The 25,829-nt window shown below is 71.4% G+C and carries 29 protein-coding genes; 14 read left to right on the forward strand and 15 right to left on the reverse strand.

Annotation, left to right across the window (positions count from 1 at the left end; all coding sequences use genetic code 11):
• Window positions 1-62: 62 nt before the first annotated feature.
• Complete coding sequence (locus tag ACQRWP_RS09555) at window positions 63-1,250, reverse strand: ThuA domain-containing protein (protein ID WP_430501806.1); 1,188 nt, start codon at window positions 1,248-1,250, stop codon at window positions 63-65.
• Between the two features lie 313 nt (window positions 1,251-1,563).
• Between ACQRWP_RS09555 and ACQRWP_RS09560 the strand changes: the two genes are divergently transcribed.
• Window positions 1,564-1,911, forward strand: coding sequence for a hypothetical protein (locus ACQRWP_RS09560; protein WP_430501808.1), 348 nt, complete (start codon window positions 1,564-1,566; stop codon window positions 1,909-1,911).
• A gap of 121 nt (window positions 1,912-2,032) precedes the next feature.
• Here ACQRWP_RS09560 and ACQRWP_RS09565 read toward each other — a convergent pair whose 3' ends face one another.
• Both ACQRWP_RS09565 and ACQRWP_RS09570 read right to left on the reverse strand, forming a co-directional pair.
• Window positions 2,033-2,842 (reverse strand): CPBP family intramembrane glutamic endopeptidase, encoded by an 810-nt coding sequence (locus ACQRWP_RS09565; protein ID WP_430501809.1) that lies wholly within the window; start codon window positions 2,840-2,842, stop codon window positions 2,033-2,035.
• A 36-nt stretch (window positions 2,843-2,878) separates the two neighbouring features.
• Window positions 2,879-3,622: an SAM-dependent methyltransferase gene (locus tag ACQRWP_RS09570; RefSeq protein ID WP_430501811.1), complete on the reverse strand. Its 744-nt coding sequence runs from the start codon at window positions 3,620-3,622 to the stop codon at window positions 2,879-2,881.
• A 62-nt stretch (window positions 3,623-3,684) separates the two neighbouring features.
• Here ACQRWP_RS09570 and mug point away from each other — a divergent pair, with 62 nt between their 5' ends.
• Window positions 3,685-4,254: a G/U mismatch-specific DNA glycosylase gene (mug, locus tag ACQRWP_RS09575; RefSeq protein ID WP_430503167.1), complete on the forward strand. Its 570-nt coding sequence runs from the start codon at window positions 3,685-3,687 to the stop codon at window positions 4,252-4,254.
• On the opposite strand, the gene ACQRWP_RS09580 is transcribed toward mug, so the two are convergent.
• Complete coding sequence (locus ACQRWP_RS09580) at window positions 4,251-4,754, reverse strand: SRPBCC family protein (protein WP_430501813.1); 504 nt, start codon at window positions 4,752-4,754, stop codon at window positions 4,251-4,253. The genes mug and ACQRWP_RS09580 overlap by 4 nt on opposite strands.
• Window positions 4,751-5,113: a metalloregulator ArsR/SmtB family transcription factor gene (locus tag ACQRWP_RS09585; RefSeq protein ID WP_430501815.1), complete on the reverse strand. Its 363-nt coding sequence runs from the start codon at window positions 5,111-5,113 to the stop codon at window positions 4,751-4,753. The genes ACQRWP_RS09580 and ACQRWP_RS09585 overlap by 4 nt, the downstream gene beginning before the upstream one ends.
• Window positions 5,114-5,224: 111 nt before the next feature.
• Between ACQRWP_RS09585 and ACQRWP_RS09590 the strand changes: the two genes are divergently transcribed.
• Complete coding sequence (locus ACQRWP_RS09590) at window positions 5,225-6,325, forward strand: calcium:proton antiporter (RefSeq protein WP_430501817.1); 1,101 nt, start codon at window positions 5,225-5,227, stop codon at window positions 6,323-6,325.
• Between the two features lie 18 nt (window positions 6,326-6,343).
• Here ACQRWP_RS09590 and ACQRWP_RS09595 read toward each other — a convergent pair whose 3' ends face one another.
• Together ACQRWP_RS09595 and ACQRWP_RS09600 are read right to left on the reverse strand one after the other, a co-directional pair.
• On the reverse strand, window positions 6,344-7,600 hold the full coding sequence (locus ACQRWP_RS09595) for an RNA polymerase sigma factor (RefSeq protein ID WP_430501819.1): 1,257 nt from the start codon (window positions 7,598-7,600) through the stop codon (window positions 6,344-6,346).
• A 4-nt stretch (window positions 7,601-7,604) separates the two neighbouring features.
• Window positions 7,605-7,997: a YciI family protein gene (locus tag ACQRWP_RS09600; RefSeq protein ID WP_430503168.1), complete on the reverse strand. Its 393-nt coding sequence runs from the start codon at window positions 7,995-7,997 to the stop codon at window positions 7,605-7,607.
• 177 nt (window positions 7,998-8,174) lie between these two features.
• On the opposite strand from ACQRWP_RS09600, the gene ACQRWP_RS09605 reads away from it, so the two are divergent.
• Window positions 8,175-8,321, forward strand: coding sequence for a hypothetical protein (locus ACQRWP_RS09605; RefSeq protein ID WP_430501821.1), 147 nt, complete (start codon window positions 8,175-8,177; stop codon window positions 8,319-8,321).
• Window positions 8,322-8,327: 6 nt separating this feature from the next.
• On the opposite strand, the gene ACQRWP_RS09610 is transcribed toward ACQRWP_RS09605, so the two are convergent.
• On the reverse strand, window positions 8,328-8,693 hold the full coding sequence (locus ACQRWP_RS09610; protein WP_430501823.1) for a hypothetical protein: 366 nt from the start codon (window positions 8,691-8,693) through the stop codon (window positions 8,328-8,330).
• A 248-nt stretch (window positions 8,694-8,941) separates the two neighbouring features.
• On the opposite strand from ACQRWP_RS09610, the gene ACQRWP_RS09615 reads away from it, so the two are divergent.
• Window positions 8,942-9,685, forward strand: coding sequence for a neutral zinc metallopeptidase (locus ACQRWP_RS09615; protein WP_430501825.1), 744 nt, complete (start codon window positions 8,942-8,944; stop codon window positions 9,683-9,685).
• A 121-nt stretch (window positions 9,686-9,806) separates the two neighbouring features.
• Window positions 9,807-10,463, forward strand: a complete 657-nt coding sequence (locus ACQRWP_RS09620) for an HAD family hydrolase (protein ID WP_430503169.1) — start codon at window positions 9,807-9,809, stop codon at window positions 10,461-10,463.
• Window positions 10,464-10,511: 48 nt separating this feature from the next.
• On the opposite strand, the gene ACQRWP_RS09625 is transcribed toward ACQRWP_RS09620, so the two are convergent.
• The 5 genes from ACQRWP_RS09625 to ACQRWP_RS09645 all read right to left on the reverse strand — a co-directional run bounded on the left by ACQRWP_RS09625 (window position 10,512) and on the right by ACQRWP_RS09645 (window position 16,527).
• Window positions 10,512-10,889, reverse strand: a complete 378-nt coding sequence (locus ACQRWP_RS09625) for a carboxymuconolactone decarboxylase family protein (RefSeq protein ID WP_430501827.1) — start codon at window positions 10,887-10,889, stop codon at window positions 10,512-10,514.
• 156 nt (window positions 10,890-11,045) lie between these two features.
• Entirely contained in the window at window positions 11,046-13,601 is a 2,556-nt protein-coding gene (locus tag ACQRWP_RS09630; RefSeq protein ID WP_430501829.1) for an ABC transporter permease, read from the reverse strand.
• Window positions 13,601-14,368, reverse strand: a complete 768-nt coding sequence (locus ACQRWP_RS09635; protein ID WP_124816963.1) for an ABC transporter ATP-binding protein — start codon at window positions 14,366-14,368, stop codon at window positions 13,601-13,603. The genes ACQRWP_RS09630 and ACQRWP_RS09635 overlap by 1 nt, the downstream gene beginning before the upstream one ends.
• Window positions 14,369-14,723: 355 nt before the next feature.
• Complete coding sequence (locus ACQRWP_RS09640) at window positions 14,724-15,410, reverse strand: response regulator (protein WP_430501831.1); 687 nt, start codon at window positions 15,408-15,410, stop codon at window positions 14,724-14,726.
• A gap of 202 nt (window positions 15,411-15,612) precedes the next feature.
• Window positions 15,613-16,527 carry a RecB family exonuclease gene (locus ACQRWP_RS09645; protein ID WP_430501833.1) on the reverse strand — a complete coding sequence of 305 codons (915 nt, stop codon included), beginning with the start codon at window positions 16,525-16,527 and terminating at the stop codon, window positions 15,613-15,615.
• 140 nt (window positions 16,528-16,667) lie between these two features.
• Between ACQRWP_RS09645 and ACQRWP_RS09650 the strand changes: the two genes are divergently transcribed.
• From ACQRWP_RS09650 to ACQRWP_RS09660, 3 genes are read left to right on the forward strand one after another with little or no spacing between them, the layout of a single operon-like run.
• The gene (locus ACQRWP_RS09650) at window positions 16,668-17,759 is read left to right on the forward strand and encodes a site-2 protease family protein (RefSeq protein WP_430503170.1); all 1,092 of its coding nucleotides are present in this window, start codon (window positions 16,668-16,670) and stop codon (window positions 17,757-17,759) included.
• Window positions 17,756-18,757 (forward strand): tRNA (adenine-N1)-methyltransferase, encoded by a 1,002-nt coding sequence (locus tag ACQRWP_RS09655; RefSeq protein ID WP_430501835.1) that lies wholly within the window; start codon window positions 17,756-17,758, stop codon window positions 18,755-18,757. Before ACQRWP_RS09650 ends, ACQRWP_RS09655 begins: the two co-directional genes overlap by 4 nt.
• Before the next feature lie 46 nt (window positions 18,758-18,803).
• Window positions 18,804-19,376: a hypothetical protein gene (locus tag ACQRWP_RS09660; RefSeq protein WP_091408625.1), complete on the forward strand. Its 573-nt coding sequence runs from the start codon at window positions 18,804-18,806 to the stop codon at window positions 19,374-19,376.
• Window positions 19,377-19,425: 49 nt separating this feature from the next.
• Here ACQRWP_RS09660 and ACQRWP_RS09665 read toward each other — a convergent pair whose 3' ends face one another.
• The gene (locus ACQRWP_RS09665) at window positions 19,426-19,719 is read right to left on the reverse strand and encodes a ferredoxin (protein WP_091408893.1); all 294 of its coding nucleotides are present in this window, start codon (window positions 19,717-19,719) and stop codon (window positions 19,426-19,428) included.
• A gap of 178 nt (window positions 19,720-19,897) precedes the next feature.
• Here ACQRWP_RS09665 and arc point away from each other — a divergent pair, with 178 nt between their 5' ends.
• Window positions 19,898-21,682, forward strand: coding sequence for a proteasome ATPase (gene arc / locus ACQRWP_RS09670; protein ID WP_030332887.1), 1,785 nt, complete (start codon window positions 19,898-19,900; stop codon window positions 21,680-21,682).
• 83 nt (window positions 21,683-21,765) lie between these two features.
• On the opposite strand, the gene ACQRWP_RS09675 is transcribed toward arc, so the two are convergent.
• A complete protein-coding gene (locus ACQRWP_RS09675) occupies window positions 21,766-22,179 on the reverse strand; it encodes a GtrA family protein (protein ID WP_430501837.1) in 414 nt (137 codons plus the stop codon).
• A gap of 108 nt (window positions 22,180-22,287) precedes the next feature.
• On the opposite strand from ACQRWP_RS09675, the gene ACQRWP_RS09680 reads away from it, so the two are divergent.
• Genes ACQRWP_RS09680 through ACQRWP_RS09695 form a run of 4 tightly spaced genes read left to right on the forward strand, consistent with a single transcriptional unit; the run spans window position 22,288 to window position 25,819 of the window.
• A complete protein-coding gene (locus ACQRWP_RS09680) occupies window positions 22,288-22,821 on the forward strand; it encodes an acyltransferase (protein WP_410819321.1) in 534 nt (177 codons plus the stop codon).
• Between the two features lie 22 nt (window positions 22,822-22,843).
• Window positions 22,844-23,944, forward strand: coding sequence for a DegT/DnrJ/EryC1/StrS family aminotransferase (locus ACQRWP_RS09685; RefSeq protein ID WP_430501839.1), 1,101 nt, complete (start codon window positions 22,844-22,846; stop codon window positions 23,942-23,944).
• Window positions 23,937-24,884, forward strand: coding sequence for a Gfo/Idh/MocA family oxidoreductase (locus ACQRWP_RS09690; protein ID WP_430501841.1), 948 nt, complete (start codon window positions 23,937-23,939; stop codon window positions 24,882-24,884). The genes ACQRWP_RS09685 and ACQRWP_RS09690 overlap by 8 nt, the downstream gene beginning before the upstream one ends.
• Before the next feature lie 2 nt (window positions 24,885-24,886).
• The gene (locus ACQRWP_RS09695; RefSeq protein ID WP_430501843.1) at window positions 24,887-25,819 is read left to right on the forward strand and encodes a glycosyltransferase family 2 protein; all 933 of its coding nucleotides are present in this window, start codon (window positions 24,887-24,889) and stop codon (window positions 25,817-25,819) included.
• The last annotated feature ends 10 nt before the right edge of the window (window positions 25,820-25,829 follow it).

Consider the following 25,829-nt stretch of genomic DNA (forward strand, 5'->3'; position numbering starts at 1 on the left):
ACGGGCGCGCGGGGGCGCACCACGACCAGGTGGGGGTGGTGGAGAACGAGCGGGGGACCAGGTCAGTTGGTGGTGACCAGGTCGAACTTCTCCCACTGACCGATGGAGGTCCGGTTGGCGATCAGCGGCGACGCGCCCCCGTTGTCGGCGGCGACGTAGCGGTTGTTCACCGTGGCCCGCAGGCTCACCGTGCCGTCGGAGTTGCGGACCAGCTGGAACGTCTCCCAGGCGCCGGCGGTGGCCCGGTTGGCGATCAGCGCGGCGGCCCCGGCGTTCTCGGCCGCGACGAACTGCCCGTTGCCCTTGGCGCGCAGCGCCACGTTGCCGTTGGCGAGGTTGACCAGGTCGAACCGCTCAGTGGTGCCGACGGAGGTCTTGTTGGCGATCAGCGCGGTGGTGGCGTTGGGCGCGCTGACGTACTGGTTGTTGGCGCGGGCCCGCAGGGTGGAGCCGCTGGCGGTGGGCGGCGGGGTCGTCGTACGCGGCGAGCAGTCGGCCGTCACGGAGCCCGCGGCGACCTGGAGGCCGCCGAGCAGCATCCGGGTGAAGTTCGGGTCGGTGTACGACGCCTCGGTGTGCCCGAGGCCCGTGTACCAGGCACGCCCGCCGCCGTACGCCTTGCACCAGGTGATCGGGTGGTCGCCGCTCATGTTGCCGCCGCTGTAGGACGACTCGTCGAGGCTGGCCAGCACCCGCGCGCTGGACCGGGGGTTGGTGCGGTAGTTGTACCACTCGTCGGAGCGGACCCAGGTGGTGCCGAGGTGGGCGGTCGAGGGGTTGGTCTGGTCCTCGATCTTCACGGTCGCCGTCTGGATCGCCGGGTGCGAGTCGAACCACGCTCCGACCAGCGAGCCGTACCACGGCCAGCTGTACTCGGTGTCGGCCGCGGCGTGCACGCCGACGTAGCCACCACCGGCGGCGATGTACGACTCGAACGCGGTCTGCTGGCTGGCGTTGAGGACGTCGCCGGTCGTCGACATGAAGACCACCGCCTGGTACTGGGCCAGGTTGGAGGTGGTGAACTGGGCGGCGTCCTCGGTCGCGGTCACGGTGAAGCCGTTGGCGGAGCCGAGCTGCTGGATCGCGGCGATGCCGTTGGGGATGGACGAGTGCCGGAAGCCGGCGGTCTTGCTGAACACCAGGACCTTGGTCAGGGGTGCCGCCGAGGCGGGGGTCGGCAGGGCGACCAGGCTGGCCAGCATGACGGCCAGGCCGGTGACGAGTGCCAACAGGCGGGGACGGGAACGCATGGTCTTGCTCCTCTGCTGAGCGTCGACCTCAGGCTGTGCACACGGGCAGGCCGGGGGCCGCGATGGCGGTGGTGCGGAAGCCGGGCCGCCGATGCTCGGCTGAGGTGGTGCGGAGTGGTGGGGGTAACAGGGGTGGGCCGGTGAAACCAGCCGAGGATGCAGACCACCACAATGGACGGTCAGAATTCATCGACTGGCATCGTTGACGCAGTAAACCTCCGATGTCTACGCCCCGTCAAGCCCACGTGCTCCGGTCCGACCACGCCCGTGCACGGCCGTCGTCGGCGTGGAGGTGGGCCGTATGGTCGGTGCTGTGACCACCGACGAAGATCGAGAACGGCTCGCTGGGCAACTCGTGGCGCTGCCGGTCCGCGAGCTGGTCGACGTCCTGCGCCGTGCCCTACCGCACTTCACCGCGGAGGCGTACGGCATGCGAACTGCGCTGACTCTGGCGAGCGTCACCTACTACGAGGACGAGGTCGAACCGGGCCTCAACGTCGAACTGGTCGCGTGGCCCGACCGCGACTACTACGACGGGGGCCTCGGGATAGACCAGGGTCTGTGGGAGAACGGCCACTGCGCACGATGCGACATCGAGGTCACCTCGAATGCCAAGCGCGCGTTCTGCCCGTACTGCGGATCCGCGTGCGCCTTGACCTGACACCACGGCGGCCGTCCGTCGCGCGGTCAGCCTCGGGCGCCCCCACGCGGGGCTGCGGGTGCCCCTGGTCGCCCTGAACACCGGTCGGGCCCGGTGGGCCGAACAGCGAGGCGTCAGCCTCTCAGTGCGCCGGGTCCGGTGCGAGGGCGCGCCAGTTCAGGCGGTCCCGGTAACGGTGTCGCAGGACGATCCAGCTCACCGAGAACGGGATGGCCCCCATGGCCACGACTCCCAGGACGTCCGCGCCGACCACGTCGAAGACCGCCCCGACGTCGCCGAAGAGCTGAGCGACCGTCTGGAAGGCGACGTGCAGGCCGATGCCGGCCCAGATGTCGCCGGTGGCGGCGCGGAAGGCGCCCAGCAGCAGCGCGAAGACGAAGAAGAGCGCCAGTCGGTCGACGGATCTGGCCGCCCCGGTGAGGAACCCGAACACTGTGAACAGCACCGCCTGACCGATGGCCGCCTGCCAGGCGGGCAGCCGGGTGGCGAGGTTGTGTTGCAGGTACCCGCGGAAGAGCAGCTCCTCCGGCAGCGCTTCCTTCAGGAAGACCAGCACGACCAGCAGCACCGCCACCCGCAGCACGTCCCCGACGGACGTCCGGACGCTGATCTCGACCCAGCCGAGGCCGAGGCAGAGCGCGAACCCCGCCGCGGCGGGGACGAGCCAGCAGGCCATGCCGAACAGCAGACGCCGCCAGCCGGCGCGCAGCGACGGCAACCCGAGGCCGGCCCAGGGCCGTCGGTCCAGAACGCGACGGGCGACGACCACCAGGGGTACGACGACAGCGGTGGTGAGGACCGCCCCGACCGCATGGGTGGGTCGGTCGTAGTCACGGTCGAGCAGGGCGCCCAGGAACAGCCAGACCAGCACGGCGGCGGTGGCCACGACGAGGATCCGCCAGGGCAGGGCGAGACGAGATCCGGCGCTCACCACGCGCAGCGTAGCCAGCGGCGTCAAGGCGGACGGTCAGCGGCCGAGGACGAGGTAGCCGAGGCCGAGGACACCCCGGTAACCGCCGACGTACTGGCGCAACCGGTCGTCGAGTTCCGCGCGGACCTCGGCCGCACGGGGATCCTCCGGGTACGCCAGCAGCCACTCCTGCCGGCCGGCGAGCCAGGTGGATTCGAAGTCGTCCCATTCCCGCTGGTCGGCGGTGCTCAGGTGCAGCAACCGCCAGCCCCGCTCGCGGGCGGCCTCGATCAGCCCGGGAAGGGTCGGCACGTCCGGGCCGAAGACCTCGGCGATCTCCGCCGTGGGGGACCGTTCCCAGTACGCGTCGCCGAACAGCAACCGCCCACCGGGCCGGACCACGGCGGCGAGGGCGTCGAGGGCGCCCTCGGTGCCGCCGAAGGCGTGTGCCGAGCCGATGCAGAGGACCCGGTCGGCGGGCTCCTGCCAGGCCGCCGCTTCCCCCGTCACGAAGGCGACGTGCCGGTTCAGCGACCGCCCCGCGGCCAGCCGCCGCCCTCGGGCGAGGGCGGCCTCGTCGGTGTCGACGCCGACGCCCCGCGTCGCGACCGGGCCGGACACGCCGCCGGCGGCGACCGCCCGCAGCAACAGCTCACCCCAGCCACAGCCGAGGTCGAGCACACGCGCGCCGGGGCGGACGTCGAGCCGTTGCAGCAGCAACGCGGCGTGCTCCGGCGAGAGCGGCGTGTTCCAGCGCATCCGCGCGTAACGGCTGGCGGCGAGGTGGTCGGTTGACTGCATCCGTTGAGGATGTCAAGCCGTGCGCCGGGTCCGGCACCGGGGCGTACGGCAGGATCGGTGGGGTGGACGCGGAGCGTGCGGGGCCGGCGCGGCGGCCGACCCCGCGGGAGGTGGCGGCGGCGGCCGGCCGGGGTCTGCCGGACATCATCGGTCCCGGGCTGCGCGTGCTGTTCTGCGGCTACAACCCGGGCCTCTACTCGGCCGCCGTGGGGGAGCCGTTCGCCCGCCGGGGCAGCCGGTTCTGGCCGGCCCTGCACGGGGCCGGCTTCACCGACCGCCAGCTGCACTCGTGGGAACGCGTCGAGCTGCTGCGGCAGGGCGTGGGCATCACCAGTCTGAGCAACCGGGCCACCGCCCGCGCCGCCGAGCTGACCCCGGAGGAGTTGGTGGCCGGGGTGACCGGGTTGGCGGTGAAGGCCGAGCGCTACCGGCCGCGCTGGGTGGCGATCCTCGGGGTGACCGCGTACCGGATCGCCTTCGCCCGACCGAAGGCCGGGCTGGGTCCGCGACCGGACCGGCTGGGCCCGGCCCGGGTCTGGGTGCTGCCGAATCCCAGCGGCCTGAACGCGCACTTTCCGCTGCCGGCGTTGACCGCCGAGTTCGCCAAGCTGCGGCGGGCGCTCGACCCCTAGCCGGCCGAGGCGACCAGCCCCTGGTAGTAGGGCTGCATCGCCGGGTGGTAGTCGTCGAACTCCGGGCGGGGCGAACCGTCCCGAGAGGCGACGAGCATGTCCAGGTAGTACTCCCAACCGGCGCCCACCTCGGCGATGCCCTCGATGCTGCTCAGGTGCTGCGCGAACCGCAGCTCGGTGGTGCCGTCGGTCTCGGTCAGCGACAGCTCCAGCAGCCAGGTGCCGTAGCTGTCGATCATCGACACGGCGAGGCGCTGCTGCGGTTCGCACGCGTCGATGCGCACCTCACACCAGGGCTGCTGCTCCTCGTACGCCATCTGGACCCGGATGGTCCGTCCGGGCCCGGCGTCGCCCTCCCACGGGCCGAACCAGCGGGCCGTACGCTCCGGCTCGGTCAGGCTGGCCCAGACGTCCGCCGCCGGGGCGCGGAAGGTTCGGGTGAGGACGAGATCGTGGCCGGTGTCGGTGCGAAACAGGCGTCCGGCGGGTGTGCGGGTCATGCCGTGTGCTCCCTTCGGTGCTCCGCCGGGCCGCGGCTGCGGCGCTCTCGGCGGGTGCGATAGACCTCGGTCTCCAACGCGTCCAGGTGCCGGCCCCACCGGTCGACTGTGGTGAGCCCGGTGAGCCAGTCGAGCAGCGGGTCGAGCGGGCCCGGGTCGAGCCGGTAGATCCTCCGCCGTCCGACCAGCTCGTCACGGACCAGCCCGCTGTCGCGCAGCACCCGCAGGTGACGGCTGATGGCGGGCCGGCTGATCGTGAACCGCTGGGCGATCTCGCCGGCGGACAGAGATTCGGCGCGCAACATGGTCAGGATGTGCCGCCGTACCGGGTCGGCGATCGCGACGGCCACCTCATCCACCCCAGAAGCGTAACCTATAAGTTACGGGTTTGCCGGTTGTGGATCGCCGACGCCGCAGACCCGTGCGTCGATGGTGGGCACATGATCACCTGACCTGGCACTCTGAACGGCATGGCCGCCCTGCTTCGCTCCCGCCTGACCGACTGGACCTTCGCCGTACCCGTGCTCGCCGTCCTGGTACTGATCGTCACCTGGGGACGGAGCCTGCCCGGCCCGATCATCGTGGTGGTCGCGGTGCTGCTCGGAGGTGCCGTGCTCGCGGCCGTGCACCACGCGGAGGTGGTCGCCCACCGGGTGGGGGAGCCGTACGGGTCGCTGGTGCTCGCCGTCGCGGTCACCGTGATCGAGGTCGCCCTCATCGTCACACTGATGATCAGCGGCCCGGAGAAGACCCAGTCGCTCGCCCGGGACACCGTCTTCGCCGCCGTCATGATCACCTGCAACGGGATACTCGGCCTGTCCCTGCTGCTCGGGGCGCTGCGCCGTCGCGTCGCGGTGTTCAACCCGGAGGGCACCGGCGGAGCCCTGGCCACCGTCATCACCCTGGCCACCCTGAGTCTGGTCATCCCGACCTTCACCACGGCCCGACCCGGCCCGGAGTTCAGCCCGGCTCAGCTCACCTTCGCCGCCGTCGCCTCGCTGGCGCTCTACGGGCTGTTCGTGCTCGTGCAGACCGGCCGGCACCGCGACTACTTCCTGCCGGTCGACAGCCGGGGCCAGGTGATCGACGCGGAGGAGCACGCCAAGCCGCCGACCACCCGCGCGGCGCTGATGAGCCTGGGGCTGCTGCTGGTGGCGCTGGTCGCGGTGGTCGGCGATGCCAAGACCGTCTCGCCGACCATCGAGGCCGGCGTCGCCGCGGCGAATCTGCCGCACGCGTTCGTCGGCGTGATCATCGCCCTGCTGGTGCTGCTGCCGGAGACCCTGGCCGCCGCCCGCGCCGCCCGTCGCGACCGGGTGCAGATCAGCCTGAACCTCGCGCTCGGCTCGGCGATGGCCAGCATCGGCCTGACCATCCCGGCCATCGCGATCGCCTCGATCTGGCTGGACGGCCCGCTGCTGCTCGGCCTCGGCGGCACCCAGCTCGCCCTGCTCGCGCTCACCGCCGTGACCGCCGTCCTCACCGTGGTGCCCGGCCGGGCCAACGTGTTGCAGGGCGGCGTACACCTGGTGCTGATGGCCGCCTTCGTCTTCCTGGCCGCCAGCCCGTGACCCGCACCGCCCGCCGGTTCAGCCGGCTGGCGGCGGGTCGCCCGCGAGACGCTCCGCGCGGGCGTTCAGGTAGCGCTGCTGCGCCAGGTTCGTCGAGCGCGCCGCCGCCATCCGGTACGCCTCCCGCGCCGCGACCCGCTCACCCTCCAGCTCCCACAGGTGGGCGCGGGCGGCCGGCAGTCGAGGGTCGTCGGCGAGGCGGGGGTCATCGGCCAGCTCGGCGAGCAGTGTCAACCCGGCCGGCGTGCCGCGGCTCATCGCCACCGCCACGGCGTGGTTGAGCGCCACCACCGGGTTGTCGGACATCCCCAGCAGTACCTCGTACAGGGCGGTGATCTGCGCCCAGTCGGTGGCCGCCGCGCTGGGCGCCTCGTCGTGCACGGCCGCGATGGCCGCCTGGAGCTGGTACGCCCCGACCACCCCGCGCGGCAGCGCCCCGGTGATCAGCTCGACCCCCTCGGCGATCTGGTCGGCCCGCCACCGGGCGCGGTCCTGTTCGGCCATCGGCACCAGCTCACCGTGCGGGCCGATCCGGGCCGGCGCGCGGGCGTCGGTGAGCAGCATCAACGCGAGCAGCCCGGTGACCTCGGGGTCCTCGGGCACCAGCCGGCGCACCAGACGGGTCAGCCGGATCGCCTCGGCGGTCAGGTCGGCGCGCAGCAACCCGGGCCCGGCCGTGCGGGCGTACCCCTCCGTGAAGATCAGGTAGAGCACGTGCAGTACGGCGGCGAGCCGGTCGGCGCGCTCCGGGCCGGTAGGCGGCGCGAACCGCAGCCCACTGTCGCGGATCCGCTGCTTGCCCCGACTGATCCGCCGGGTCATCGTCGCCTCCGGCACCAGGAACGCGCGCGCCACCTCGGCGGTGCTCAGCCCGCCCACCGCCCGCAGGGTGAGCGCGATCTGCGACGCCGCCGACAGCGACGGGTGGCAGCACAGGAACAGCAGGATGAGCGTGTCGTCGGCGTCCGTCGGCGGACGGTCGGCGGCGGGGGCGCGCCACTGCTCCGGCAGCACCCACCGGGCCACCGTGTCCTCCCGCCGCATCCGGGCCTGCTCGCGACGCAGCAGGTCGGTCAGCCGGCGGGACGCCACGGTGATCAGCCAGCCCCGCGGATTGTCCGGTACGCCGTCGCGCGGCCAACCCTGCGCCGCCGCGATCAGCGCCTCCTGCACCGCGTCCTCGGCCGTGTCGAAGTGCCCGTAGCGGCGGACCAGCGCGCCGAGGACCTGCGGCGCCAGCTCGCGCAGCAGGTCCTCGGCGGGAGTCTCCGGCACCGGGTCAGCCGGCCAGGTCCTCGACGCCGTCGAGCACCGGCCGCACGTCCACGTACCCACCGGGGGCGTCCGGGTCGACCAGGCCGGCGGCGATCTCGGTGGCCCGGTCGAAGCTGGCGCACTCCACGATGGTGTAACCGGCGAGGACCTCCTGCGTCTCCGGGTACGGGCCGTCGGTGACCACGGGTGCTCCCTCGCGCACCTGCACCCGGCGGGCGTGCACCGGCTCGCTCAGGCCCCGGGCGTCGACCAACTCGCCGGACTCGGCCAGCGCCTGGTGGAAGGTCTCCATGTGCTTGTGCATCGCCGCGATCTGCTCGGGCGACATCGCCGGCCGGTCGGAAGCCCGCCCCGACAGCACGTCATAGTCCTGCTGCGACCCGTAGAGCAAAATCATGTACTTCACGGTTCTTCCCCTCCTCCTGCGGGACACCACCCCGGCGCCCACAGGAAACGTCGAACCCCACACCCCCACCCGGACACAACCCCCAGGTCCGCCTCCCACCACCCCCCACCCGAACCGGTGATCATGAAGTTAGCGTCACGACACGCCGAGCGGGATGACGCTAACTTCATGATCACCGAGGTTCGGGTCGGTGAGGTTGGGGGCGACGACCTTCGGGCTGGGCGGGACGCTCGGGCGCGGCAGCAGCGGTACGAGGCCGAGCGGCACGGTGACCAGGGCGACACGTGGCAGCGCGGCCGGGAGTCGGGCGGTTGAGCGACCCTACTGGCCGTACGAGCGGCGCAGCCGGTTGTTGATCAGGTAGTTGAGGTGGTGGCGTAGGTGGCCGAGGGTGCTCTCGCTCGGCAGTTCCCCGTCGGTGGTGAGCGTCCAGCGCAGCGTGCAGTCCCCGCCGGGCGGCCCGGGAGCCAGGTCGAAGCGGATCCGGTCCAAGGGTCGGTGCGGCCACAGCGACGACCAGACGAGCAGTAGCGGCGCGTAGCCTGCCACCACCCGGGGCGGTACCTCGTCGTCGTGCAACTCCAGCCAGGGCCGGCTGCCGGCCGCGTACGGGTCGCGCAGTGACCGCCACAGGACGTGCGCCGGCGCCGGTTGACGTCGGCTGCGACTGCCCAGCTCGTGCACCACGGCCTCTCCTCCCTGGACGGCGACACCCGCCCCGGAGCATTGTGGCGGCCCGACAGCGGCGCCTCGCGCACACCCGAGCCCGCTGCGCGACACCTCATCCCAGCCCACCCGAGCCCACTGCGCCGCAGCCGACCCGGGACCACCGGGAGTGAACCGCCCGGCCACCTCGTGCGTGAATCGGTGATGGGCGTGGCGGTCGTATCGTCGGGGTACATCGCAGCGCGAGCACCGATGTCTGGGGAGGCACAGTGGGGGCACGGTTGGGACGCGACGCGCGGGGCCCGCTGGCTGGTCTGCTGATCGCCGCCCTGGTCTCCCTCGCCTGCGCCGGCGGTGGGCTGGCCGAGCCGGAGGCCGAGCGCCCCGGGGCGAACCCGTCGGCAGCCTCACCGGGGCCGAGCACCACCCGCGCGGACAGCACCACCAGCGTCGCCGAGTTCGAGCAGGACGTCGCCGACGCGCAGGCGGTCGCCGAGCGGTACTGGGCGGCCCAGTTCAAGGAATCCGGGCAGCGGTTCCGACCGGTCCGGCGGATCACCCCGTACCAGCGCGAGGGCGAGGTGTCCTGCGGCGGCCAGCCGTTGCCCCGCAACAACGCCGTCTACTGCTCGCAGGGCGACTTCATCGCGTACGACGTCGCCTGGTCGGTGGCGGCGTTCCGCCAGGTCGGCGACGCGTTCGTGTTCTACCTGCTCGGACACGAGTACGCGCACGCCATCCAGGTGCGGCTCGGCATCAACTACAGCTTCACCATCCAGCAGGAGTTGCAGGCCGACTGCATGGCCGGGGCGTACCTCGGCGACTCGGTGCGCTCGGGCACCCTGACCCTCGCCGAGGGCGACCTGGACGAGTTCCGGGAGGGGGTGGCGGCGGTCGGCGACGACCCGGACCAGCCGTGGTTCGCGGAAGGGGCGCACGGCACCGCCGAGCAGCGCACCGACATGTTCTTCCGGGGTTACGAGGGTTCCCTGAAGGAGTGCGACCTGGGCTGAACGGGGTTGCCCGGATCACCCTGGCGCCCGTTGCCGCCACCGGCCACGGCAGGTGCTGGCAGGATCGCCGGTGTCGGTCACGACCCTGGAGGTTCCGCTGAGCAGCCATCACCCCGCCGCTGTGCTCTTCGACATGGACGGCACGCTGGTCGACAGCGAGAAGCTGTGGGACGTCGCGTTGCAGGAACTCGCGAAGGAGTACGGCGGGGAACTCTCCGTCGACGCCCGCCAGTCGATCATCGGCACCGCCATGGCCGAGTCGATGCGCATCCTGCACGACGACCTGGGGCAGCCCGAACGGGATCCGGAGATCAGCGCGGCGTGGATCAACGCCCGGATCCTGGAGCTGTTCCGCACCGGTCTGCGCTGGCGGCCGGGAGCGTTCGACCTGTTGCGCGCGGTCCGCGCGGCGGGAATCCCCACCGCGCTGGTCACCTCCAGCCCTCGCGCGCTGGTCGAGATCGCCCTGGACACCCTGGGTCGGGACAACTTCGACACGGTGGTCGCCGGCGACGAGGTGGTGGCGGCCAAGCCGCACCCCGAGCCCTACCTGACCGCCGCCCGGCTGCTGGGTGTGCCGATCGAGCGGTGCGTGGCGATCGAGGACTCACCGACCGGGGTGGCCAGCGCGCTCGCCTCGGGCGCGGCGGTGCTCGCCGTACCGGCGGAGGTGGCGTTGCCGAGCACTGTCGGCGTACACCAGGTGGAGAGCCTGACCGGCGTGGATCTCGAGCTGCTCGCGGCGCTGCTGACCGATCGGGCCGCGGCGACCGGCTGACCCGCCCGGCGCGGGTCGGGGGCGCTCGGCCGTCCCGACCGGCCGGGCTCACCGGCGCTCGGCGAAGACCGCGGCGACCACCTGGTAGCTGTCGAACGCCCGCGCGGCCCCCGCGTACGCGGCCAGGTGGATGAACAGCTCGACGATCTCCTCCCGGGTCACGCCCGAGGTCAGCGCGATGCGCAGCTGCCCGCGCAGCGGCTCGTGGGTGCCAAGCGCGGCGGCGATCGCCACCGAGACCAGGCACCGGCTGCGCAGGTCCAGGCCCTCCCGGGGCCAGGCCGCGCCGAAGGTCTGCACTGTCGCGAGACGACGGAAGTCGTGCCCCACCGACGGCTCACCCTCGCCGAGCGGCAGGACCAACGGCTGCCCGAGCAGCCGCTCGGCGTTGTCGAGTGCCCCCTGGTACGCGTCCTGATCGGTCATGTCACCGGCCCCGGCTCTCCGGCCGCCCGGGTCGCGGGCGGGCCGGCGCCCTGCCGGCAGCACCAGCCTGGCAGTCGCGTACGGGTGGCCGAGGGGGAATGGGACAGGCCGAGGCCCCCGGTCGCGGATGGCGACCGGGGGCCTCGGCAGTGCCGATCAGTCGTGGGCGATGGCGCCCAGGACGTTGATCCGGGCCGCCCGGACGGCCGGGAGCACCGCGGCCACCACGCCGATGATGGCGGCGAGACCGAGGAAGACACCCATCTGCCCCCACGGCAGAATCAGGTCGGTGATGCCCTCGTCCTTGAGGGCCTCGACCACCGCGGCGCCGAGGCCGGTGCCCACCGCCACGCCGAGCAGCGCGCCGAACACCGAGATCACCACCGCCTCCACGGTGATCATGCCCATGGTCTGGGACCGGCGCAGGCCGATCGCCCGCAGCAGACCCAGCTCGCGGGTCCGCTCCAGCACCGACAGGGCCAGGGTGTTGATGATGCCAAGAACGGCGATCACGATGGCCAGCGCGAGCAGGATCTGGATCATCGTGAGCAGCCCGTCGAGCGAACTGGTCTGCTGCTTGATGAACGCGTCCCGGTCAGCCACCGACACCTCGGGGCTGTCCGCGAGCAACGCCTCCACCTGCGGCTGGACGTCGGACACCCGGGTGCCCGGGTCCAGCTGGATGAAGCCCTGGATGGGCTGCGGGATGGCGAAGTCCTTCGCCGCGGTCACCGGCAGCGTCACCGGGTTGGTCAGCTGCGACGACTCGTAGATGCCGCTGATCGTGTAGGCGCGAGCCTCGCCCCGGGTCAGCTGCACATTGACCGTGGAGCCCACCGACCAGCCACGGGACGTGGCCGTGTCCGAGCTGGCGAGCATCTGGGTCGGCCCGAGCCGGTCGATGTCACCGGCCGTCGGCTTGGCACCGAAGATCTGCCGCAGCGACGCGATGTCGCTGCTCGCTGCGACCCAGGTGCCCTCGCCGTCGATCCGCCCCATGTCGCCGTACTCGCCGTCGACCATCCGCACACCGGGCAGGGCCTTGGCCTTGTCCAGCACCCCCGGGTCGAAGGTCGGCGGACGGGGGCCGCCCTGCTGGCCGGCGATCACCAGCTCGGCCTTGATGGTGTCCTGGGCGAGCGCGCTGATGCTGCCCTTGGCCGAGTCGAGGATCACCGTGACGCCGGTGACCAGCGCGATGCCGACCATCAGGGCGGCGGCGGTGATCGCGGTACGACGTGGGTTGCGCCCGGAGTTGAGCCGGCCCAGCTTGCCCGGCACCGACCAGGAGAAGATCGCGCCGAGCAGGCTCACCACCGGCCGGCTGATCAGCGGGGTCAGCAGCGCCACGCCGATGAAGGCGAACAGCACCCCACCGAGGATTGTCGACAACGTCTGACCGCCGGCGTTGCCGCTGAGCCCGAGGAACAGCAGCACCGCGCCGACGCCGGTGACCAGCGACCCGGCCACCGTGACCTTGGTCAACGGGCGGTCCGGGGTGGCGACGTCCTGCATGGCCGCGATCGGCGGGATCCGGGACGCCCGCAGCGCCGGCAGCAACGCCGCCACCACGGTGATCACCAGACCGACGGCGAACGAACCGATCACCGCAGCCGCCGGCACGCCGATTCCGGCCAGGGTGAGCCCACCGGCGAGCTTGCCGAACAGGTACGCCAGCAGCGCGCCCACCCCGATGCCGGCGGCGAGGCCGAGCACCGACGCGATCAACCCCACCGCGATGGCCTCCAGCACCACCGAACCGATGATCTGCCGGCCGCTGGCCCCGATGGCGCGCATGAGCGCCAACTCCCGGGTCCGCTGCGCCACGATGATCGAGAAGGTGTTGAGGATCAGGAAGGTGCCCACCAGCAGCGCCACCGCGGCGAAGCCGAGCAGGATCTTGTTGAAGAAGGACAGGCCCTCCTTCAGGCTGGCCGAGGCGTCCGCGGCCACCTGCTCGCCGGTCTTCACCTCGAAGTCCGCGCCCAGGGTGCGGGCAACGTCGTCGCGCAGCTTCTCGTCGGAGACCCCGTCGGCGGCCTGCACGGTGATGCTGCTGAACGTATCCGGCTCGCCCAGCATCAGCCGCTGCGCCACCGGCGTGGTGAAGAAGACCTCGTTGACCCCGCCGATCGAATCCCGGTCACCGCTGTAACCGAAGACGCCGACCAGTGTGAAGTCCCGCTTCTTCGACTCGAACGCGGTCAGCACGCCGACCTTCTGGCCGACCTGCACCTTCGCGGCCGTGGCCAACGCCTTGTTGATGACGATCTCGTCCTCGGCCTGCGGCGCGCGCCCCTCACGCAGTTGCAGCAGCTCGCTCTCGCCGGTCCAGTTCTCGCCCAACTGCGGCGGGCCGAACGAGGTGACCACCTTGCCGTTGCTGCCGATCACCCGGGCGCCATCGGCGTTGACCACGCCGGTCGCCGAGGCAGCCCCCGGCACCTGCTTCACCCGGTCCACCAGCGCGGCCGGCAGCGGGGCGACGGTCTGCTCGCCCTCCATCTCGTTGACCTGCACCTTCGGCTTCGCCGCGACGTTCACGTCGATCTCGGAGAAACCGTCGGCGAAGACCGAGTCGAAGGAACGACCCAGCGTGTCGGTGAGCACGAACGCGCCGGAGACGAACATCACCCCGAGCACCACCGCCAGGCCGGACAGGATCAGCCGGACCTTACGGGCCAGCAGACTCTTCAGCGTCGCGCGGAACATCAGTTGCCCACCTCGGCCGCAGTGTCCAGCTTCTTCATGGTGTCCAGCACCGTCTCGGCGGTCGGCTCGATCAGCTCCGAGACGATCTCGCCGTCGGCGAGGAAGACCACCCGGTCGGCGTACGCGGCGGCCGTCGGGTCGTGGGTGACCATCACGATGGTCTGGCCGTGCTCCCGGACGGAGTTACGCAGGAAGTTGAGCACCTCCGCGCCGGAGCGCGAGTCCAGGTTGCCGGTCGGTTCGTCCGCGAAGATCACCTCGGGGCGGGAGACCAGCGCCCGGGCGCACGCCACCCGCTGCTGCTGCCCACCGGAGAGCTGCGCCGGCCGGTGGTCCAGCCGGTCCTTCAGACCCACCGTCTCGATCACCGTGTCGTACCAGGCCGGGTCCGGCTTGCGCCCGGCGATCGACAGCGGCAGCAGGATGTTCTCCTTGGCGGTCAGCGTCGGCAGCAGGTTGAACTGCTGGAAGATGAAGCCCACCTTGTCGCGCCGCAGCTTCGTCAGCCCCGCGTCGCCCAGCCCGGTGACCGTCGTCTCACCGATCGCCACCGTCCCCCGAGTCACCGAGTCCAGGCCGGCCAGGCAGTGCATCAGCGTCGACTTACCGGAACCCGACGGGCCCATGATCGCGGTGAAGCGGCCACGTTCGAACTCCGCGCTGACCCCCCGCAGCGCGATGACCTGAGCCTCGCCGCTGCCGTACACCTTCCACACGTCGTTCGCCCGGGCCGCGGCCTGCGCCTGCTGGCCTACCGTCGCGGTCACGTCATCTACCTCTTCCGTCTGTCCGAAAATGCACGCCGCCCCCCGATGGTCCGGCGCGACTGTTCAATCATCGGTGCTGAGTACGCCCGCCCCGTCCAACCCTGGGGGGACCCGGCGCGGATTTCCCGCTGCGGGTGCACCCCCATGCCGCATCAGGGTTGCCCCTGAGTCGACGGCCGGTCGACCGTTTTTCCCCACGGCGGCGGGCGGCAGCACCGACACTTGCACCTGACGCCACAGGAGGGTCAACCGAACCGAACCGTCTCCGGTCACGGTAGGTGACGACGGCAACGGCAGCCGTCCCCCCACGGAGGGATCTTCGAGTACGCCGGGTGAGGTACCCGGGCCGGCGGAACTACGCCCGGGGGCGGACCAGCCCCGACTCGTACGCCAGCACCACCGCCTGCACCCGGTCGCGCAGCCGCAGCTTGGTCAGCACATGGCCGACGTGCGTCTTGATGGTGGTCTCGCTCACCGACAGGACCGTCGCGATCTCGGCGTTGGACAGCCCTCGGGCGACCTGCACGAGCACCTCGCGCTCCCGGTCGGTGAGCGCTTTGAGCGTCGCCGACGGCGTTGCCGCCGGGTCGGGCAGCAGTTCGGCGAAGCGGTCCAGCAGTCGCCGCAGGATCCGAGGTGACACCACCGCGTCCCCGCCGGCGACCGTGCGGATCGCCGCGATCAGGTCCTCGGCCGGCACGTCCTTGGCCAGGAACCCGCTGGCGCCGGCCCGCAACGCGCCCACCACGTACTCGTCCAGGTCGAAGGTGGTGAGCACCAGCACCCGTACCGGCAGTCGGGCGTCGACGATGGCCCGGGTCGCCGCCACCCCGTCCATCCGGGGCATCCGGATGTCCATCAGCACGACGTCGGGCAGCAGCCGGCGGGACAGCTCCACCGCCTCCACGCCGTCACCGGCCTCCGCCACCACGTCCAGGTCGCTCTCGGCGCCCAGCACCATCCGGAACCCGGTCCGCAGCAGCGGCTGGTCGTCGGCGAGCAGGATCCGCACCGGCCGCGCCGAGGGCACCTGACCGCTCATCTCATCCTCCGTCCCGCCGACGTCGTGGCGCGCACCGGTCATCCTCGCGTACCGGAGCCGGTGCGTCGCAGATCACCGTAGAGGCCGGCCGGTCGCCCTGTCCCGACCGCGGCGGCACCGCTGCGGTCGGGTCTTCGGGGTCGGCGTGCGGTCCCGGCGGCCTGAATCGCCGCGCCGGGCGCGCGCGTCGGTCAGGAAGCGGTCACTCGTCGGCGCCCGGCGGCACCGGAGTGGAACGGGAGTCGCGCAGCGGGTCGGCGCTCGCCGCGGCGACCGGGAACGGCGGCGGGGTGCCGCCGAAGCTGGGACAGAGCGCCTGGTGGCTGCACCAGTCGCAGAGCCGGCTCGGCCGGGGCCGGAAATCCTGCCGGGCGGTGGCCTGCTCGATCGCCCGCCACAGCGCCACCACCGTGCGCTCGAAGCGGACCAGCTCGTCGGCGTCCGGGGTGTAATCCAACACCTCGGCGTCGCGCAGGTAGAGCAGCCGCAGCACCCGGGGGACCACCCCCCGGGTGCGCCACAGCACCAGGGCGTAGAACTTCAGCTGGAACAGCGCCCGCGCCTCGAACGCCTCCCGCGGAGCACCGCCGGTCTTGTAGTCGACCACCCGCAGCGCGCCGTCCGGAGCGACGTCGAGCCGGTCGAGGTAGCCCCGGATCAGCAACTCCTCGTCGACGACGGCGGAGATCAGGCTCTCGCGTTCGGCCGGCTCCAGCCGGGTCGGGTCCTCCACCGCGAAGTAACCCTGCAACAGCCCGGCGGCGGAGCGGAGGAACTCCACCGGGCCGGCCGGATCCGCGCCGTCGAAGATCCCGGCCAGCTCCGGCTGCTCGGTGACCAGCCGGTCCCACTGGGGGGCCACCAGGTCGCCGGCCGCCTCCGGCGTGCGGCCGGTGGCCGGCAGGTCGAACAGGCGCTCCAGCACCGCGTGCACCAACGTGCCCCGGGCCTGCTCGATGGTGGTGCGCTCGGGCAGCCGGTCGATGCTGCGGAACCGGTAGAGCAGCGGGCAGGTCTTGAAATCCGCCGCCCGCGACGGGGACAGCGAGGCCCGCACCGTCGGCGGCGCCTGCGCCGCGGGGGAGGGCTGGGAGGTGGTGACCGATTCCGCCGTCATGTCGGCAAAGGTTAGGGCACCGGTGTGACACCGACCGCCGCCCGCCCCACACAGCGACGGTCCGTAGCATCGTGGCGATGGAGCAGACAACCAGGCCACCGCGCCGACCAGACCGACGCCTCGGCCTGAACGTCGGCCGGGTGTTCGGGGTGCCGCTGCACCTCAACGGCTCCATGGTCCTGCTCGCGGTGCTCATCGCGGTGCTGTACGGCGAGTTCGCCCGCCGACAACTGGACCTGCCGCAGCTCAGCGGCTACCTGATCGGCTTCGGGTTCGTCGTGTCGCTGCTCGGCTCGGTGCTGCTGCACGAGCTGGGCCACGCCCTCACCGCCCGGCGGTACGGCATCGGTGTGCGCGGGATCACCCTGGAGCTGCTCGGTGGTTACACCGAGATGGACCGGGACGCCCCGTCGCCCCGCGTCGACCTGCTGGTCTCGCTGGCCGGCCCGGCGGTCTCCGCGGTGCTCGGCGTCCTGGCGGTCGCCGCCACGCTCGCCCTGCCCGAGGGGACCGTGGCGCACCAGCTCGCCTTCCAGCTCGCGGTCAGCAACGTCATCGTGGCGCTGTTCAACAGCCTGCCCGGGCTGCCGCTCGACGGCGGCCGGGCGCTGCGCGCCGCCGTGTGGGGGCTGACCCGCGACCGGCACCTCGGCACCGAGGTCGCCGGGTGGGCCGGGCGGGTCGTCGCCGTCGGCACCGCGGCCCTGGTCCTGCTGCTCACCGTCGAGCGGCGGCTGGCGCCGCTGGCGCTGCCGCTGATGCTGCTGGTCGCCGTCACCCTCTGGCGTGGCGCCGGGCAGTCGATCCGCGCCGCCCGGGTCAGCCGCCGGTTCCCGCTGATCGACCTCGCCCGGCTGGCCCGTCCGGTCTGGCCGGTGGCCACCGGTACGCCGCTGGCCGAGGCCCAGCGCCGACGCGCCGAAAGCGGGCAGCCCGGCGCCGCGCTGCTGGTCACCGACTCCACCGGTCGACCGGTGGCGCTGGTCGACCCGGTCGCCGCGGACGCGGTGCCGGTCGAGCGCCGACCGTGGTTGGCGGTGGACGCCGTCGCCCGGTCGCTGGGCACCCTTCCCACGTTGTCGGTCGGGTGGGACGGCGAGCGGGTGATGGAGGCCGTACAGACCTACCCGGGCGCACAGTACGTGGTGACGTCAGGCGAAGATGTCGTCGGCATTCTGCACATCGCGGACCTGGCACAGCTCCTCGAACCCAACCGGAAGATGACACCGTGACCGCAACTCCCTCCACCGTCGCCGCCGACCCCGCCAACCCGGCGCTGACACCCGTGCACCGCGGGCCGTTCCGGCCCGGCGACCGGGTCCAGCTGACCGACCCCAAGGGGCGGATGCACACCGTGACGCTGGAGCCTGGCAAGGAGTTCCACACCCACCGCGGCATCCTGGCGCACGACGCGCTGATCGGCCTCCCCGACGGCAGCGTGGTGACCACCTCCGGCGGCGGCACCGCGTTCCTGGCCCTGCGGCCACTCCTGTCGGACTACGTGCTGTCCATGCCGCGCGGCGCCCAGGTGATCTACCCGAAGGACTCCGCGCAGATCGTCGCGATGGGCGACATCTTCCCCGGCGCGAAGGTCCTCGAGGCCGGCGCCGGCTCCGGCGCGCTGAGCTGCTCCCTGCTGCGCGCCGTCGGCACCGAGGGCGAGCTGCACTCGTTCGAACTGCGCGACGACTTCGCCCAGATCGCCAAGCGCAACGTCGAGGCGTTCTTCAACGGGCCGCACCCCTCGTGGAACCTGCACGTCGGCGACGTCGCGCAGTGCCAGGAAACCGGCTTCGACCGGATCATCCTGGACATGCTGACCCCGTGGGAGACCCTCGACATGGTCGAGCGGGCGCTGGTGCCCGGTGGGGTGTTCATCGGCTACGTCGCCACCACACCGCAGCTCTCCGAGCTGGTGGAGGCGCTGCGCGAGCGCGGCGGCTGGACCGAGCCACGGGCCTGGGAGTCACTGGTGCGCGACTGGCACGCCGAGGGCCTCGCCGTCCGCCCGGACCACCGGATGATCGCGCACACCGCCTTCCTGGTGTCCGCGCGCAAGCTGGCCCCGGGGGTCACCGCTCCGCCGCGCCGGCGCAAGCCCAGCAAGGGCACCGAGGCGTACGCGCAGCGCCGCCAGGACCTGCGCGAGGCGGAGGCGGCCCGACAGGCCGCTGCCGCGCAGGCGGCCGGCGCGCAACCCAACGGTGCGGGGGAGATGGACAGGCCGTGACCAACGAGCTGGGTGTCGGCAGCGCCGAGCAGGGGGAGACGCTGGCATGAGCCGACCGGGCTACGGCGGTGGAGACCTCCCCGCGGTCTTTCCCGACTGGTCGCCCTACCAGGATCTGGAGTCGGCGGCGCGGGCCTACCTGCGCGACCCGGACGTCGCCCTGGAGGCGCTCGGCGGCGTGCTGCGCGGCGCGTCGGTGCTCGGCTTCACCCTGGAACGCTTCGTCAACGAGGTCAACGGGGTGTGGCAGGAGGTCGTGGTTTGCGACGGCAGCCGGCTCATCCTCTGGCACGGCGAGGACGTACCGCCGGAGGAGGGCCCGCCGGGCTCGATGACCTCGTCGCTGCGGGTGGTGCCGGTCTCCACCGTCACCGAGGTGGGCTGCCGGCGGCGGCTCAACCGCGCCGAGAGCGGCGAGATCCGGGTCGACAGCATCGACGTCTACCTGCTGCTCACCTCGTTGGACGAGGCGCCGCCGAGCGAGGAGATGGCCGGCACACCCCGGCACGACGCGCTGCGCTTCGGCAAGACCCTCGACGACGGCGGGGCCGGGCAGATCGCCCGGTTGGAGGAGTTCGCGCGGTTGGTCGCCTCGGTGGTCGGCCGTCCGATGCTCTGAGGCGTACCCCGTTCTGGACCCGGCCGGGCCGTGCGGCCCGGCCGGTCGGTCAGTCTTCCTCGGCGTCCGGGCCGGCGACCTCGACGCCGTCGCCGCGCACCACGTGGATGCAGTCGCCCGGGCACTCCTTCGCGGAGTCGATCACCTCGAGTCGCAGGTGCGCGGGGACGTCGACCCGGCTGCCCGGCGCCATCCGCAGCTCACCGTCGACGCCCTTGACGTAGGCCAGGCCGTCGATGTCGAACTCGAACACCTCCGGCGCGTACTGCACGCAGAGCCCGTCGCCCGTGCAGAGGTCCTGGTCGACCCAGACCTGCAATTCGTCGGTCGCGACCTCGGCCACCTGTGCACCCCCCATGTTCTCCCGTGCCACGCTCCGACGGTACCCGAACGCCGGTACCGGCCCGTCAGGCCACCCTTGGCGATCAAGGTTCGGTGACGAGGGTGTTGCGTGGGACCGAATCGGCCTCATAGCGGCTAGTGTTAGGGCAGAACGTTCAAGCCCCCCGGGGAGGTGGGACGTGGCAGCACGTAGCGACGACGCGGACTCGCGCGCCGCACGGTGGGAGAAGGAAGCCCACGATCTCTCCACGCAGGTCGCGTTCCTGCAAGAGGAACTCGCCCTGGTGCGGCGCAAGTTGACCGAAAGCCCCCGACACGTCCGGCAGCTCGAAGAGCGGCTGGCGGCCACCCAGGCACAGTTGGCGCGGCTGACCGAGAACAACGACCGGCTGGTGAGCACCCTCAAGGAAGCTCGCACGCAGATCGTGACGCTCAAGGAGGAGATCGACCGGCTCGCGCAACCGCCGAGCGGTTACGGAGTCTTCCTGGCCAAGCACGAGGACGGCACGGTGGACGTCTTCACCGGTGGCCGCAAACTGCGGGTCGCGGTCTCGCCCTCGCTCGACGTGGGTGACCTGCGGCGCGGCCAGGAGGTCCTGCTCAACGACGCGCTCAACATCGTCGACGCGTTCGGTTACGAGCGGGTTGGCGAAGTGGTGATGCTCAAGGAGATCCTGGAGGGGCCGAACGGCGGGCCGGGCGACCGGGCGCTGGTGGTCTCCCACTCCGACGAGGAGCGCATCGTGCACCTCGCCGAGACGCTCATCGGCTCGGCGATCCGGGCCGGCGACTCGCTCATGATCGAGCCCCGCTCGGCGTACGCGTACGAGCGGATCCCGAAGAGCGAGGTCGAGGAGCTGGTCCTGGAGGAGGTGCCCGACGTCGACTATGGCGACATCGGTGGCCTCCAGTCGCAGATCGAGCAGATCCGCGACGCGGTGGAGTTGCCGTTCCTGCACGCGGACCTGTTCCGTGAGCACCAGCTCCGCCCACCCAAGGGCATCCTGCTCTACGGCCCGCCCGGCTGCGGCAAGACGCTCATCGCCAAGGCGGTGGCCAACTCGCTGGCGAAGAAGATCGCTGAGCGGCAGGGCAAGGAGAAGCACACCAGCTTCTTCCTCAACATCAAGGGCCCGGAGCTGCTCAACAAGTACGTCGGTGAGACCGAGCGGCACATCCGGCTGATCTTCCAGCGCGCCCGGGAGAAGGCCGGCGAGGGCACGCCGGTGATCGTGTTCTTCGACGAGATGGACTCGATCTTCCGGACCCGCGGCTCCGGTGTCTCCTCCGACGTGGAGAACACCATCGTCCCGCAGCTGCTCAGCGAGATCGACGGCGTTGAGGGGCTGGAGAACGTCATCGTCATCGGCGCCTCCAACCGGGAAGACATGATCGACCCGGCGATCCTGCGCCCCGGTCGCCTCGACGTGAAGATCAAGATCGAGCGACCGGACGCCGAGGCGGCCAAGGACATCTTCTCCAAGTACATCCTCTCCGGGCTGCCCCTGCACCCGGACGACCTGGCCGAACACGGCACCGACCCCCAGGCCACCGTCGCGGCGATGATCGACGCCGTGGTGCTGCGGATGTACTCGGAAACCGAGGAGAACCGATTCCTCGAGGTCACCTACGCCAACGGTGACAAGGAAGTCCTCTACTTCAAGGACTTCAACTCCGGCGCGATGATCCAGAACATCGTCGACCGGAGCAAGAAGATGGCCATCAAGGAGTTCCTCACCTCGGGTCGCAAGGGGCTGCGCCTTCAGCACCTGCTCGACGCCTGCGTCGACGAGTTCCGCGAGAACGAAGACCTCCCCAACACCACCAACCCCGACGACTGGGCGCGCATCTCCGGCAAGAAGGGTGAGCGGATCGTCTACATCCGCACGCTCGTCTCCGGCGGTAAGGGCGCCGAGGCCGGCCGGTCCATCGAGACCGCCAGCAACACCGGTCAGTACCTGTAGGAACAACGTTCAACCGGGGCGACGCGTTTCGACGCGCCGCCCCGGTTGTCGTTCCGCCGGCGTCCGGCGGGCTGTCCTGTGGGTCAGCTCCGACCGTCGGTGAAGATCCACCTGCGGGAGACGAAGAGATTCAGCACCGCCAGGCCCCCGGTGGTGAGCACCTTCGCGACCAGGTACGGAAGGCCGGCCCAGGTCAACCCCTGCACGAGGGCGACCGTGAGAGCCAGGTTGACGATCACCAGCAGCAGATATCGCCAGGCCTGACCGCCGACGTCGCCGGTCGAGCCGAACGACCATGCGCGGTTGAGCCCGAAGTTGACCACGAACGCCACGGCGAAGGCGAGCACCGTGGCGAACGGCAGCCACACCCCCAGCACACCGTGGAACAGGTAGAGCGCGCTGGTGTCGGTGATCGCGCTGAGACCACCGACGATCAGAAACCGCACCTCGCTGCGGCGTGTCAGGCCGGCGAGCGTCGCCGAGGCCGCCGCCTTCATCGCTGACCCTTGGATGCGGACCCGCCATGTGTCGTCACGGTGGAGCACGCTATCGTCTCCCCGTCCCGCGATCGCCCCGAGACCCCCCGAAGGTGTTCAGTGACCGACATGCCGAGCGTCTCCGTCCACCCGACAGCCGAGGTGGAAGCCGGGGCCGAGGTCGGAGCCGGGACTCGGATCTGGCATCTGACGCATGTCCGGTCGACCGCCCGCATCGGCGCCGACTGCACGCTCGGTCGCAACGTGTTCGTCGACGCCGGGGTCACCATCGGCGACCGCGTCAAGGTGCAGAACAACGTCTCGGTCTACCACGGCGTCACGCTCGAGGACGAGGTGTTCGTCGGCCCGAGCGCGGTCTTCACCAACGACCTCAACCCGCGCGCCCAGAACCCGGACTGGAAGGTCACGCCGACCCTGGTCCGCACGGGCGCCTCCATCGGCGCCAACGCCACGATCGTCTGCGGCACCGAGATCGGGGAGTTCGCCCTCGTGGCCGCGGGTGCCGTCGTCACGCGGGATGTGCAGCCGTACCAACTCGTGGCCGGCAACCCGGCCCGGCATCTCGGCTGGGTCAACCGCAACGGCGAGGTGGTCGCCCGCGGCGACGAGCAGTTGCCCGCCGGTGTACTCGAAGGCCGCTGAACCCTCTCAGGAGATAACCCCCATGTCTATTCCCATCACTTCGGTGGTCATCGGCCCCGAGGAAGAGGCCGCGGTCCTGTCGGTTCTGCGGTCCGGCAGGCTGGCTCAGGGGCCGATGGTCGCCGAACTGGAGCGGTCCTTCGCGGAACTCTGCGGCGTCCCCCACGCCGTGGCCGTCAGCAACGGCACCGTGGCCCTGGTGGCCGCTCTCGAAGCGCTCGGTCTACAGCCCGGCGACGAGGTGATCACCACTCCCTTCAGCTTCGCGGCGACCCTGAACGCGATTCTCGAGTCCGGAGCGACGGTCCGCTTCGCCGACATCCGTGACGATTTCACCATCGACCCGGACTCGGTCCAGGCGCTGGTCAACGCACGGACCAAGGCCATCCTCCCGGTGCACCTCTACGGTCTGCCCGCCGACATGACGGCCCTCACCGCGATCGCCGACGCCGCCGGGCTCGCGATCGTCGAGGACGCCGCCCAGGCGCACGGCGCCCGCGTCGGTGACCGCGCGGTCGGCTCGTTCGGCGTCGGCTGCTTCTCCATGTACGCCACGAAGAACCTGCAGTGCGGCGAAGGCGGCCTGATCACCACCTCCGACGACGCCATCGCGGACCGGCTCCGGCTGCTGCGCAACCAGGGCATGCGGGTGCGCTACCAGTACGAGGCGCCGGGCCACAACTGGCGACTGACCGACCTTCAGGCGGCCATCGCCGTGCCGCAGGTCGGCCGGCTGGCCGAGACCACGGCCCGCCGGGCCTCGAACGCCGCGAGGCTGACCGCCGGCCTCGCCGACCTGCCCGGGCTGACCACCCCGTCGGTGCCGGCTGGGCGAAGCCACGTCTGGCACCAGTACACGGTGCGTATCGGCGCCGACGCGCCACTGAGCCGCGACGACCTCGGCAAGCGGCTTGATGAGCGGGAGATCGGCTACGGTCTGTACTACCCCCGCCTCATGCACCACTACGACTGCTACGTGGGTCACCCCCAGATCGGCACGGACGAGACCCCTCGTGCCCTTCGCGCCGCCGAGGAGGCGCTCTCCCTTCCTGTTCACCAGCACCTCGTCGACGATGACGTCGACCAGGTGATCGAGGCCGTACGAGGTGCGTTCAATGCCTAATTTGGCGATCATCGGCGCGGGCATCATGGGCGCGAACCACGGTCGCGTAGCCCGCGCCACGCCGGACGTCACCGTCACCACCGTCTGCGACCCCGACCCCCAGCGGGCCGCCACCCTGGCCAAGGCCATCGGCGCGGAGTACACGACCGACCTCGACGAGGCGCTGGCCGGCGTGGACGCGGTCATCCTGGCGACCCCGAGCGAGACGCACGGCGAGCTGGGCGCGCGCATCCTGCGCAGCGGCCGCGACCTGCTCGTCGAGAAGCCCATCGCGACCTCCGTCGCCGACGCGCGGCAACTCATCGACCTCGCGGAGAAGCACGAACGCGTGTTGATGGTCGGCCACGTCGAGCGCTTCAACCCGGCGGTCACAGAGCTCCTCCAACTGGTGGACGACCCGCTGTCGTTGGAGATCACCCGGGTCGGCCCGTTCTCCAACCGCGCCCTCGCCGACGTCCTGCTGGACCTGATGATCCACGACGTCGACCTGGCACGGACGGTGGCCGGCTCGGAGATCGTCGCGCACCGCGCGGCGACCCGGATCGTCCGCTCCGCCGAGCAGGACCTGGCCTTCGCCCTGCTCATGTTCGAGAACGGCATGATCGCCAACATCACGGCGAGCCGAGTCAGCCAGAACAAGATCCGCCGCGTCACCCTCACCCAGCGCAATGACTGCGTCATCGCCGACCTGCTGCGCCAGCAGGTCGAGGTGCACCGGATCGAGCACTCCGAGTTCCTCTCCGAGGGCGGCGTGCGCTACCGGCAGAGCGGGCGGGTCGAGATCCCCTTCCTCTCCCAGCACGGTGAGCCGCTGATGCACGAGCTTCGGCACTTCGCCGACTGCGTGGTCAACCGCCGCCGACCCGTGGTCAGCGGCGAAGACGGCCTGGCCGCGCTCGAGGTGTGCCTCCAGATCCGCGACACCGCCCTGGTCGGCTGAGCATGTACAAGGGTCAAAAGGTCGCTGCCGTCGTCCCGGCCTACAACGAGAGCCGGCTGATCGGCAAGACGATCACCACGATGCCCGACTTCGTGGACCTCATCGTGGTGATCAACGACTGCTCCACCGACGACACCTCCGAGCGAGCCCGCGCGGTGGGCGACCCGCGGGTCGTCGTCATCGACCACGTGAAGAACACCGGCGTCGGTGGTTCGATCATGGACGGGCACGAGCGGGCCCTCGCCCTGGGCGCCGACATCAACGTCGTGATGGCCGGTGACGCCCAGATGGACCCGGCCTACCTGCCGGCGCTGCTCGACCCGATCTGCGACGACGGCTACGAGTTCACCAAGGCGAACCGCTTCTTCTCCCGCACGTCGTTCGCCGACATGCCGGCCGTACGAATGCTGGGGAGCGTCGCCCTGTCGTTCGCGACCAAGGTCGCCAGCGGCTACTGGAACCTCTTCGACCCGCAGAACGGCTACACCGCGGTGTCCCGCTCGGCCCTGCTGCGGCTCAACGTCGCCGCCGTGGCACGCGGCTACGAATTCGAGAACGACCTCCTGATCTGGCTCAACATCGCCAACGCCCGAGCCAAGGACGTGCCGATCCCCGCCAGCTACGGCGAGGAGGTGTCGACGATGCGCATCCACCGGGTGGCCCCCCGCATCGCCAGCCTCCTGTTCCGTGGCTTCTGGCGGCGGATGCTGCTCAAGCACGTGCTCGCCTCGTTCTCCGCCGTCGCGCTGCTCTTCTTCACCGGCCTGTTCCTCATCGTGTTCGGCGGCGGCTGGGGGATCTGGGTGCTGGCCGAGACGCTCGGCCCACCGGTCGCCACCACCGGCAGCGTCCTGCTCTGCGTCGGGCCGCTGCTGACCGGCATCCACATGCTGATCTCCGCGCTCACCCTGGACATCCAGTCGACGCCGGACTGACCGGTACCGG

It is taken from the genome of Micromonospora trifolii (assembly GCF_050516465.1).
Taxonomy (GTDB): Bacteria; Actinomycetota; Actinomycetes; order Mycobacteriales; family Micromonosporaceae; genus Micromonospora; species Micromonospora trifolii.